A 10,762-nucleotide genomic window follows, 5' to 3' on the forward strand; every position below is an offset into this window, starting at 1 on the left:
GGGCAGGTGCCGGTGTCGGAGCCGATGCTGTTGATGGTGGCGTTGTCGCGGGAGTCGCTGCCGTAGTTGATCTGGTCGGTGCACTTGACGCCGTCGATGTTGGGGGTGCCCTCGGTCTGGTCGCCCTGGACGGGCGGGCAGGTGCCGGTGTCGGAGCCGATGCTGTTGATGGTGGCGTTGTCGCGGGAGTCGCTGCCGTAGTTGATCTGGTCGGTGCACTTGACGCCGTCCAGGTTGGGGGTGCCCTCGGTCTGGTCGCCCTGAACCGGCGGGCAGGTGCCGGTGTCGGAGCCGATGCTGTTGATGGTGGCGTTGTCCCGGGGGTCGCCCGCGTAGTTGATCTGGTCGGTGCACTTCGTGTCGGGCTTGTTCGGGACCCCCTTCGAGGCCTTGGCGCCATCGGCCTGGTCCGAGGAACCGGGGGACTGGGAGGCGCTCGCGCTCGCCGAGGTGCGGTCCTGCGAGGACGAGGCGTCCGTCTCATTGCCCTGGCAGGCCGTGAGCCCCAGCGCGGCAACGGTGATCGCGAAGGCGGCTGCGGCCTTGCGGGCGCGGAGGGTGGAAAGGTGCGACATGGCTTCCCCGTATCTGTCGAAGCGGTGGTTCGGGCTCGTGACAACAAGACTGTCGGTCGCCGCTGTTGAACCACCGCCGTACCGCTAACGTCCGGCTAACGCCCAGGGCGTCAGCGAAGGCCTCCGCCGCGCCGTCCGGGTCCGTGAGGGCGAACCGAGTCCGCCACGGCGGCCAGCTCGGCAGCCGCCGCCCGCGCGGCTTGTCCGGCAGCCGGACCTGCGAGGCTGAACACGTCCTCGTTGAGGTCGTCTTCAGCGCTCACCCGTTCGAACCAGGGATGCCGCTCCAGGACTCCGTGCAGCCCCACGATGAGCGTCGCGTCGGTCAGCTCGAACAGCGCGTCCCTGCGGACGGTCAGGCAGTCGAAGAAGTCGTCCCGGAAGTGTGGCGCCACCGCGACGGCCCTCGCGCACAAGCTGCCTCGATCCCGAGCTGTGGCCACACGGCCGATTCGGCCCTGTCGGCGAACGTGCTGGTCAATCGGCTGCACCGAACCGGGGCTCAGTTCATGGGGCTCGACGAGGAGGGGACTCTCCCCGGCCGCGCGGCGTCGGCACACAGGAGCCCTCATCCGCGGCGCCCGCAACGCGCGCCACCTGACGCAAGAACAGCTCGGCCTCATGGTCGGCTACTCGGCGTCGGCGATCTCCCGGATCGAGGGCAACAAGATGCGGCTCGACTCCGACGTGGTTCCCCTCATGGCCCGAGCGCTGGCCATTCCTGCCGAGTGGTTGAGCGGTGCTGCTGTGTCCGAGGGGCCGACGATCGCTACCGTGGCAACCGGGGGTACGCCGGACGAGGAGGATGCGGTGCGTCGCAGGAAGCTACTTACCGGGGCACTGGCCGCTGGGGCGACCGTCATCGTTGGCACAGGCACAGCAGATGGGCTGCCGGCCGCCGACCTGGAAGACATCCTCTTCAGGCTACCGAACGCCGAACCGGTGCCACTGGCGAACCTGATGGCCCAAACCGCCGCCGCGCGGCAGACCTACACGACCGCTCGCTACAGCGACCTCGGCCGCACCCTGCCCGGTCTGCTTGCCACTGCTGAGGCGACCAGGGACGCCGCAACCGGCCGGGAGCGTCAGCAGGCGTCCGCCGTCCTTGCCCGCACGTACGTGCTGGCCGCGGAACTCGCCTCCAAGCAGCACTCCGACGCGGCCTGGGTCGCAGCCGACCGTGCCCTGTCCGCCGCACGCGCCAGCGGCACGCCGGTCCCCGTCGGAGAGGCGACCCGCGTGCTGGCCATCACCATGCGGCGCTCTGGCCGATGGTCCTCCGCCGTACACCTCCTCACCCGCGAGGCGGCCGAACTCGACACCACCGACACGCGCACCGGAGCCGTACGCACCACGCTGCTGCTCACCGCCGCGTACTCGGCGGCTGCCGGAGGAGACCGTACAACGGCGCTCACTCTGCTCGACGAGGCCGGGGAAGAGGTAGAGCGCCGTCCAGCCCCCGGTGGCCTGTTCACCGTCGACGCCACTCGTACCCAGGTCGACGTCTACCGCATCGGCGTCTTCAACACCCTCGGCACTCCAGACGACGGCGTGAAGATCGCAGCGGGCCTGAACATCGGCCGCATGCCAACGGCCGAGCGCCGCGCCCGGGCTTGGACCGACACCGCCCGCATGTGGCACGCCCTGGGCGACGGTCAGCAGACATTCGCCGCGCTGCGCCGTGTCGAGCAAGAAGCACCGCAGGAAGCGCAACGCCCGGCGCTCAGGGCACTGACGTCGGATCTGCTGTACAGGCCCGCGCGCGTCGAGGGCCTGCGGGAGTTAGCCGTCCGTACCGGGGCCCTGGCCTGAAACCCGGAAGCGCTCACGGGCCTCCGGGGCCGGGACAGGTGTCCTCGTACATTTCCCCGCTCAGGATGGCCTGTGCCATCTCCGTGATGACGTCACGCCGCGTCACGTCGCCCGTGATCGGCGCGGGGTCAAAAGTCACGGACAAGCGGTAGCCGAAACCGGGATTTGACCAACGAACCCATGAGTCATCCGGCAGAGAGCGGGGGCTATGAGTCACGAAGTGGACAACGGTTTTTGTGGGGCAGCGGACACCTGCTCGGTGTTTTCGCCCGTCTGGTCGGCATCGCTATCGTCATCGTCATCGTCATCGTGCGTGGGCAAGCGTTCGCCCCGGCTCTCCGCGACCCGCAGTGCGTCGCGCAGCGCTTCGCACAGCCGTTCCGCGAGGAAGCGGACTTCCCGGACGTCGGCCTTCCGCTCATTGAGCAGCGCGTGGGCGTGGCCGAGGAGTTCGGCGCCCATGGACAGCTGAAGGTCCTCGATCTCATCCGCCCTGCGGCTCAAGCGGCTGCTGCCGCTGTCCGTTGACAAGAAGCACGGCTTGCCTTCGGGGCTTGACCACGGCAGTAGCCGTAGACCATTTGTCGCGGTCACCGCGCCACCCCCGCGTGCGCGTTGTGAACGGCCGATTCGAGTACAGGTAGATTTTCTTTTCTCATCAGACCAGGATTCGACGCAAGTCGGCGTGAGATCGATACCCGAGCAGTAATCTCACCGTGGGATGGTTCTTCATCCCACGGTGGAACCGAGGGGGATCATGCCAACGGTGCTGGCACCGATCGAACTGCCCGACTGGGCCTGGCAGCGGACCGAAGTACGCAATGCGCTGCGCGAGCGCGACGTAGGGGCGCTGTTTCGCCGTGTCCAGCAATATGGCGGAGTGAGCCAGGCCAGGATCGCGGCGGCTGTGACCATGACTCAGGCGCGGGTGAACGAGATCATCAACGGAAGGAGAGTGGTCGCTCGGCTCGATGTGTTCGAACGTATTGCGGAGGGGCTGGGCATGCCGGATGACGCTCGTCAGTTGATGGGCCTTGCGGCGGTAAGCGCCGCGAGCGATGACGGTGGGCCGTTTGACTTGGCAGCCTTTCCGGAAGTCGTTCACGTGTACGCACAGCAGGTCGCCGCGTCAGAAGACATCAGGCAGCGTGCGGCTTCGGCTGAAGAGCTGGACGTGCTCGCTGTGCGGGGCCTCGGGCTCATTGGGTTGAAAGATTCACTTCTCCGTTCCTCTCTCGCCCGAGCGGCAGGGAGGCAGCGGCCTCGCGTACGAGTCCTGCTGCTCGACCCTGAATCCCCGGCCTTAGCCGACCGGGCAGTCGAGATTGGCGAGTCTCTCGCATCACTGGCGGCAGGAATCGTGCTCTCTGAGGCGCGGCTGCGTGAGCTATCGGATGTCTGCGACTTGCGGGTATATCGATACGACGCGCGGCCGACCTGGCGCGTTATCCGAGTGGATGACACCATGTTCGTTTCGACCTTCGATGCTGACTGGGAGGGCCACGAGTCTGCTGCCTACAAGGTTATGGAAGCGCCGCAGGGGCCCCTGTTCCGAGGGTTCCAGCGTATGTTCGAGTCCATGGTCGATGAAGGAACTCGTGTCATCTGAGGAGAGGGAGCAGGACTTGATCGAGGCCGAACTGAAAGCCCGAGTTCGCGATCCTGAATCCGTAACCGCGCGGCTGGACCGGTTCGCGGACGCGCGAATCGAGATGTATCAGGACACCTACTATGACGCCCCGTCGGGAGACCTGGGTGCGCAGGACCGGGAGCTGAGGGTCCGGACCATCCGCGGAGGCGGTTCAACTCGCTCTGTGCTCACGTACAAGAGTGCACGCATTGATGAAGGGTCAGGGTCGAAGCGGGAACACGAAACGCGTGTGGAAGACCCTGACGCCGTCGGCGCCATACTTCGAGGTCTCGGTTTCGTTCCTGTACTCGCGTTTCAGAAGCGATGCGTGAACTATGACTTCAGCGTCCGTGGTCGGGATGTGCTGGCCACTCTGGTGCAGGTGCCCGAGATCGAGGGCACGTTCCTGGAGGTCGAGACTCTGGTCCAAGGAGAGCACGAGCTATCGGCTGCCCTTGCCGATGTGCGCTCGATTATTTCTGAGCTGGGCATCTCCGAAAACGACCTGACGACGGAGCTTTACACCGAAGCCGTCGTCGCCCACCGCACCTGAAGTTCGCCCACCCATCAGCCGTGGCCGGTGTCGATGATGCAGAAGCGGTTGCCGTCCGGGTCGGCGAGCACGATGAAGTCGGCGTCGTCGGGGTAGAGGTCCCAGTCGACGCGCTGGGCGCCCAGGGACACCAGGCGTTCGACCTCCGCGGCCTGGTCGGCGGCGTCACCTGCGTAGAGGTCCAGGTGAATCCGCGGATGGTCCTGGGGCGGGGTCGCGCTGAGGCCGAGCGACAGCTGGACCCCGGTTCCTTCCGCCGGGATCAGCACGACCCAGTCGGGTTCGATCTCGTCGCGGGGGACGTATCCCAGGGCTTCCATCCAGAAGGCGGCCGCGCGGGGCACGTTCGCGACACCCAGCACCACGGATCCGATGGTCAGCATGCGTCAATCATGCCCGGAGGTGACGCGGCGGATGGCGCGGCCCGCCAGGGTGTTCGTGCGGTGGCCGTCCTCGATGACGAAGCGGCCGTCGATCAGGACGTGGGGGAGGCCGGTCGGGAGGGTGCGCGGGTTCTCGAAGGTAGAGCCCGCCGCCACCGTGTCCGGGTCGAAGAGGACGAGGTCGGCGCGGTAGCCCTCGCGGATCAGGCCTCGGTCGGGGAGGCGGAGGCGGGCCGCGGGGCGGCCGGTGAGGTGGGCGACGCACTCCTCCAGGGACAGGACGCCCAGCTCGCGGACGTAGCGGCCCAGGTAGTGGGGGAAGGTGCCGTACGCCCGGGGGTGGGGCTTCGCGCCGTTCAGGATGCCGTCGCTGCCGCCCGTGTGGACGGGGTGCTTCATGATCGCCTGGACGTTCTCCTCGTGGCCGACGTGCTGGAGGATCGTCGGGCCGAGGTGGTCGTCCAGGAGCAGGCGGCGGGCGGTGGTCCACGGCTCCTCGCCGCGTTCGCGGGCGCTCGCGGCGACCGTTTTGCCGACGTAGGAGTGGAGGGATGGGGTGCTCACGCCCGAGATCTCGATGCGGTCCCATTCGATCGGTACGCCGTGGCAGCCGTCCGCCCCTTCGACCTCCACGACGTGGCGGATGCGCTCGGCCGTCGCGTCGTCGCGCAGCCGCGTGAGGATCGCGTCGGGTCCGCCCTCGGCGGCCCAGCTGGGGAGCATGGCGACGAGGGTGGTGCAGCCGGGGAGGTAGGGGTAGGTGTCGAGGGTGATGTCGGCGCCGTCGGCGAGCGCGGTGTCGAGCAGGGCGAGGAGTTCGGGGGCGCGGCCCTTGTTGAGGCCGAAGTTCATGGTGGCGTGGGCGAGGTGGAGGGCGCAGCCCGCGTCGCGGGTGAGGGCCACCATCTCCTCGTACGCGCGCAGGGCGCCCGCGCCGTAGGAGCGGTGGTGCGGGCAGTAGTAGCCGCCGTACGACGCCACGACCCGGCACAGCTCGGTGAGTTCGGAGTCGGTGGCGTACATGCCGGGGGTGTAGGTGAGGCCGGAGGACAGCCCGACCGCGCCCTGTTCCAGGCCCTCCGCGACGAGCTGCTTCATCCGCTCGGTCTCGGCGGGCGTCGCGTCGCGGTCCTCCCAGCCGAGGGCGAGCATGCGGACGGTGCCCTGGGGGACGAGGTACGCGGCGTTGACGGCGATGCCCTGGCCGTCGAAGCCGTGGTCGAGGCGGTCGAGGTATTCGCCGACGGTGCGCCAGGTGAAGTCGATGTCGGAGCCGTCGCCGTTCCAGCCGGTGATGGCGGTACGGATCTGGGCGAGCGTGCGGTCGTCGACGGGGGCGTACGACAGGCCGTCCTGGCCGATGACTTCGAGGGTGACGCCCTGGGCGGCCTTCGCGGAGTGGTCGGGGTCGCGGAGCAGGGCGAGGTCGCTGTGCGCGTGCATGTCGATGAAGCCGGGGGAGAGGGCGAGGCCGTCGGCGTCCACGGTGCGGCGGGCGCTGGGGCGCGGGCCGCCGTCCTCGCGGACGATGGCCGCGATACGGCCCTCGTCCACGGCCACGTCGGCCCGGTAGGCGGCACCGCTGGTGCCGTCGATGACGCGCGCGTCGCGGATGACGAGGTCCATGCGGTGCCTTCTCTCTGTGTGCCGGTCGCGCTCGCGGCGCGCTGTCGTCCCCACCCACCCGCCCTTTGGTACGTGGGGCCCTGCGGGCCCCACACCCCGCCTGCCCCGCCGGGGCAAGGCAGCGGCGGCGGCCCCCGCGCCCCGGGGCGGGCTGACCGGCTCCGGCCAGGGGGTCCGGACGCCCGGGTCGGGGCCGGGCGGGCGCCGCCCCCACCGTGGCGGGGGCTGGGGCGCAGCACCGGGAAGGGCGGGTGGGTGGGTCAGAAGAACGTGCGGATGTAGTCCGTTACCGTGCCGTCCGCGTCCGCCAGGGGAATCAGCTGCCACTTGTCGAAGCTGGTGCAGGGGTGGGAGAGGCCCAGGGCGACCCAGTCGCCGACTTCCAGGGTCGCGCCCTCGGCGACCGTGACCCAGGCGTGCTGGTCGGAGAGGCCGGTGATGACGAGGCCGTGGGCGGGGCGGAGGGAGCCGTCGCGGGCGGAGCGGATGAGCTGGGGTTCGGGCAGGTGGAGGTCGTACGCGGCGTCCCGCTTGCCCGCGTTGAGGAAAGCCTGGCCGGGTTCTGGGGTGGAGACGACCTGGGCCCAGAGGCGGAAGGCGGGGTGCAGTTCGCCCTCCTCCGGGATGCGGTTGAACGGGGTGACGTTCCGGTATTGGCCGTCGTCGTGGGAGACGTACGCGCCCGAGCGCAGCAGCTTCAGGACGGGCCGGGAGAGCGCGGGCAGCTCGGCGAAGACGTCGGCGACCGCGTCGAACCAGGCGCTGCCGCCCGCGCTGACGACGACCTCGTCCACGCCGTCGAAGCGGCCCGCCGCGTCGAAGTCGGCGGCGAGGGCGGTGAGGCGGCGCAGCCAGGTCCGTACCCGCTCGCCGTCCGCCTTCGGCACCTCGCCCTCGTAGCCCGCGACGCCGACCAGTCGCAGCGTCCCGGCGGCGGCGACCGCGTCGGCGACCGTGGCGCACTCGGCCTCAGTACGGACCCCGGTGCGGGCGCCGTCGCCCGCGCCCAGCTCGACCACGACGTCGACGGGACGCCCGGCCCCGGCCTGGCGCAGGGCCTCGTCCATGAGTTCGACGCCGCGTACGGAGTCGACGTAACAGATGAAGCGGAAGTCGGGGGCGGCGTTGAGTTCGGCGGCCAGCCACTTCAGGGCGGCGGTGTCGACTACCTCGTTGGCGAGGAAGATCCGCTGGATGCCGAAGGCCCGGTAGATCCGCACGTGGGAGGGGACGGCGGCGGTGATGCCCCAGGCGCCGTGGGCGAGCTGGCGCTCGAAGAGCTGCGGGGCCATGGAGGTCTTGCCGTGCGGGGCGAAGGCCAGGCCGTGGGCGGCGGAGTAGCGCTCCATGGCGAGGAGGTTGTGTTCCAGGGCCTCGGCGGACAGGGCCAGTACGGGAGTGGTGAAGCCGCCGGTGAACAGGGAGCGGCGTTCGGCGGCCAGCTCGCCCACGGTGCGGCCTTCGGCGTCCGGCGGCAGCCCCTTGAAGCGGTGGTCGACACGCTCCTGCGCGAGCCCGGCGACGGCGGGGTGCGTGGCGGCGTGCTCGCGGTGGTCGGTGGCCATGGAGGTGCCCTCCCGTACATTTCTGGTTGCATTCTCTGCAACGTTCATTGCGTATAACGCTTAGCGCTGTTTAACATCCGGCCAAGCACCGGGTCAACGGTGTGTGACCTACCCCCACCCGCAAGGAGCGAGACCCATCGTGCGTCCAGCCCCGAGTGTCGACGTCGTGTGCCTCGGCGAGTCGATGGTGACCTTCGTGCCGTCCCGGCCGGGCCGCCTCGCGGAGGTGCCCGCCTTCGCGCGGGGGATCGGCGGCGCCGAGTCCAACGTGGCGTGCGGGCTGGCGGGCGCGGGGCACAGCGTGCGCTGGATCAGCCGGGTCGGCACCGACGGCTTCGGCGACCATCTGCTGACGGAGATCGCGGCGACCGGGGTGGACGTCGGCCACGTCCAGCGCGATCCGCGCCGCCCCACCGGGATCTACTTCCGTACGGCGGGCGAGCGGGCCACAGAATCCGAACCCACAGAATCCGAGCCCACAGGCGAGGAGCCCCTCGCCGAAGTGGTCTACTACCGCGCCGGATCCGCCGCCTCGGCCATGTCCCCGGCGCTCATGCCGCGTGAACAGACCTGGTCCGGCCGGGTCCTCCACCTCACCGGCATCACCCCGGCCCTCTCGCCCGACTGCCTCGCCCTGACGCGCGAGCTGACCGCCCGCGCCCCAGGCCGCCCGCTGGTCTCCTTCGACCTCAACTACCGCGTCTCGCTGTGGGAGGACCCGGCTCTGAACGAAGGGCCGGGAGTGCTGCTCGACCTCGCCCGCGGCTGCGACCTGGTCTTCGTCGGCGAGGACGAGGCGGAGGCCGCCTGGGGCATCCGCGGCGGCGCGGACGCGATCCGCGCGGCGCTGCCCGAGCCGGACGTGCTGGTGGTCAAGCAGGGCAGCGACGGGGCCACCGCGTACGCCCGAGGGGCGGACGGCGCCGACACCGTCACCTTCGCACCCGCCCTGCGCGTGGACGTCGTGGCCCCGGTCGGCGCGGGCGACGCCTTCGCCGCGGGCTTCCTCTCCGGCACCCTGCGCGGCCTGCCCGTCGAGCGGCGGCTGCGGCACGGCCATCTGATGGCGGCCGCCGCCCTCACCGTCCCCGGCGACCTCGGCACCCCGCCGCCGCGCGCGTACGCCGACCGGCTGGTGACGCTGGACGCCGCCGAGTGGGGCACACTGCGATTCGGCCCCGGCTGGGCGAACCCGGAGCGATCGGGGGCCGATACCGCGGTGGTGGAGGTAACCGACCCATGAGCCAGACCGTCGACCGAGCGCTGAGCATCCTGCCCCTGCTGGCGGAGGGACCCGCCAATCTGGAGCAGGTCGCCTCGCGGCTCGGCGTGCACAAGTCGACCGCGCTGCGGCTGCTGCGCACGCTGCACGAACACGGCATGGTCTACCGCCAGCGGGACCAGCGCTACCGGCTCGGCGCCCGCCTCTTCGCGCTCGCCCAGGAGGCGGTGGAGAACCTGGACGTACGGGAGATCGCCCACCCCCACCTGGTCGCGCTCAACGAGCGGTGCGGCCACACCGTGCACCTCGCGGTGTACGAGGAGAACGAGGTCCTCTACATCGACAAGGTGGAGAGCCGCTACCCGGTGCGGATGTACTCGCGGATCGGCAAACCCGTCGCGATCACGGTCGCCGCCGTCGCCAAGCTGCTGCTGGCGGACCTGCCGGAGCCCGAGCGGCGGGCGCTGGCCGAACGGCTCCCGTACCCGGCGTACACGGCCCGCTCCACGCCCAACGCCGCCGCGTTCCTGCGGGAGCTGGACACCGTACGGGAGCAGGGCTGGGCCACCGACCTCGGCGGCCACGAGGAGTCGATCAACTGCGTCGGGGCGCCCATCCAGGGTGCGGACGGCCGGGTCGTCGCCGCGTGCTCGGTGTCGGCGCCGAACGTCGTCGTCACCGCGGACGAACTCCTCACCCTGCTGCCCATGGTGCGCCGCACCGCGGAGGACATCAGCCGGGAGTACTCGGGCGGCGCCCCGGCCCGGCCGTCCCACGAACCAACCGACAATGCACCGGAAGCAACACCCGAGAAGAGAGCCGAGGATTCCTCCTCATGACCGACAAGCTGCAGAAGACCGCGATCACCCCGGCCACCCACACCGCCCCGCCCGCGAAGTTCTCGCACGGCGTCAAGAAGGGCAACATCTTCCAGGTCGCCGGTCAGGTCGGCTTCGGCCCCGCGGTCCCCGGCCAGGCCCCCGCCCCGGTCGGGCCGACCCTGCGTGAGCAGACCCTGCAGACGCTGCGCAACGTGCAGTCCGTGCTGGAGGCGGGCGAGGCGAGCTGGGAGGACGTGGTGATGATCCGCGTCTACCTCACCGACACCGGCCACTTCGCCGAGTTCAACGAGATCTACAACGAGTTCTTCGCGGACCTCAAGGAGGCCCCGGCGGCCCGTACGACGATCTACGTCGGCCTCCCCGCCGGGCTGCTCGTCGAGATCGACGCCCTCGCCGTTCTCGGCTGAGGCCCCCTGATCGCCCGGGGCGGGCGGGGTATCGAACCCCCCCCCCCCCCCCGGCCCCCCCCCACCCCGGTTGGGTGTGTTATTAACAAAAGTCGCGGGCGGCGGGTTTTGGGGGGTTGATATAGGGGGGGGGCGGGTGAAATAAAA

At 70.1% G+C, this 10,762-nt stretch carries 12 protein-coding genes; 6 read left to right on the forward strand and 6 right to left on the reverse strand.

Going from position 1 to position 10,762, the window contains the following annotated elements:
* Both ACFV9T_RS41630 and ACFV9T_RS41635 read right to left on the reverse strand, forming a co-directional pair.
* A partial coding sequence (locus ACFV9T_RS41630) for a hypothetical protein (protein WP_385448851.1) occupies window positions 1-575 on the reverse strand: 575 nt, incomplete at its 3' end.
* A 110-nt stretch (window positions 576-685) separates the two neighbouring features.
* Window positions 686-970 (reverse strand): hypothetical protein, encoded by a 285-nt coding sequence (locus ACFV9T_RS41635; protein ID WP_385448853.1) that lies wholly within the window; start codon window positions 968-970, stop codon window positions 686-688.
* Window positions 971-1,145: 175 nt separating this feature from the next.
* Between ACFV9T_RS41635 and ACFV9T_RS41640 the strand changes: the two genes are divergently transcribed.
* Window positions 1,146-2,387 carry a helix-turn-helix domain-containing protein gene (locus ACFV9T_RS41640; RefSeq protein ID WP_385448875.1) on the forward strand — a complete coding sequence of 414 codons (1,242 nt, stop codon included), beginning with the start codon at window positions 1,146-1,148 and terminating at the stop codon, window positions 2,385-2,387.
* A gap of 213 nt (window positions 2,388-2,600) precedes the next feature.
* Here the strand turns inward: ACFV9T_RS41640 and ACFV9T_RS41645 are convergent, their stop codons facing one another.
* Window positions 2,601-2,981 (reverse strand): hypothetical protein, encoded by a 381-nt coding sequence (locus ACFV9T_RS41645; RefSeq protein WP_385448856.1) that lies wholly within the window; start codon window positions 2,979-2,981, stop codon window positions 2,601-2,603.
* Between the two features lie 163 nt (window positions 2,982-3,144).
* Here ACFV9T_RS41645 and ACFV9T_RS41650 point away from each other — a divergent pair, with 163 nt between their 5' ends.
* Window positions 3,145-3,996 (forward strand): helix-turn-helix domain-containing protein, encoded by an 852-nt coding sequence (locus ACFV9T_RS41650; protein ID WP_385448858.1) that lies wholly within the window; start codon window positions 3,145-3,147, stop codon window positions 3,994-3,996.
* Window positions 3,997-4,012: 16 nt separating this feature from the next.
* A complete protein-coding gene (gene cyaB / locus ACFV9T_RS41655; RefSeq protein WP_385448860.1) occupies window positions 4,013-4,570 on the forward strand; it encodes a class IV adenylate cyclase in 558 nt (185 codons plus the stop codon).
* A gap of 14 nt (window positions 4,571-4,584) precedes the next feature.
* Here the strand turns inward: cyaB and ACFV9T_RS41660 are convergent, their stop codons facing one another.
* From ACFV9T_RS41660 to ACFV9T_RS41670, 3 genes are all read right to left on the reverse strand, one after another.
* Entirely contained in the window at window positions 4,585-4,953 is a 369-nt protein-coding gene (locus tag ACFV9T_RS41660) for a VOC family protein (protein WP_385448862.1), read from the reverse strand.
* A gap of 3 nt (window positions 4,954-4,956) precedes the next feature.
* Complete coding sequence (locus tag ACFV9T_RS41665) at window positions 4,957-6,579, reverse strand: amidohydrolase family protein (protein WP_385448864.1); 1,623 nt, start codon at window positions 6,577-6,579, stop codon at window positions 4,957-4,959.
* Window positions 6,580-6,839: 260 nt separating this feature from the next.
* A complete protein-coding gene (locus ACFV9T_RS41670; RefSeq protein WP_385448865.1) occupies window positions 6,840-8,144 on the reverse strand; it encodes an amino acid deaminase in 1,305 nt (434 codons plus the stop codon).
* 139 nt (window positions 8,145-8,283) lie between these two features.
* Between ACFV9T_RS41670 and ACFV9T_RS41675 the strand changes: the two genes are divergently transcribed.
* From ACFV9T_RS41675 to ACFV9T_RS41685, 3 genes are read left to right on the forward strand one after another with little or no spacing between them, the layout of a single operon-like run.
* Window positions 8,284-9,387: a sugar kinase gene (locus ACFV9T_RS41675; protein WP_385448867.1), complete on the forward strand. Its 1,104-nt coding sequence runs from the start codon at window positions 8,284-8,286 to the stop codon at window positions 9,385-9,387.
* The gene (locus ACFV9T_RS41680; protein ID WP_385448868.1) at window positions 9,384-10,205 is read left to right on the forward strand and encodes an IclR family transcriptional regulator; all 822 of its coding nucleotides are present in this window, start codon (window positions 9,384-9,386) and stop codon (window positions 10,203-10,205) included. The genes ACFV9T_RS41675 and ACFV9T_RS41680 overlap by 4 nt, the downstream gene beginning before the upstream one ends.
* A complete protein-coding gene (locus ACFV9T_RS41685) occupies window positions 10,202-10,615 on the forward strand; it encodes a RidA family protein (protein ID WP_385448870.1) in 414 nt (137 codons plus the stop codon). The genes ACFV9T_RS41680 and ACFV9T_RS41685 overlap by 4 nt, the downstream gene beginning before the upstream one ends.
* The last annotated feature ends 147 nt before the right edge of the window (window positions 10,616-10,762 follow it).

The sequence above is a fragment of the Streptomyces sp. NPDC059850 genome (assembly GCF_042731515.1).
In the GTDB taxonomy this organism is placed as follows: Bacteria; Actinomycetota; Actinomycetes; order Streptomycetales; family Streptomycetaceae; genus Streptomyces.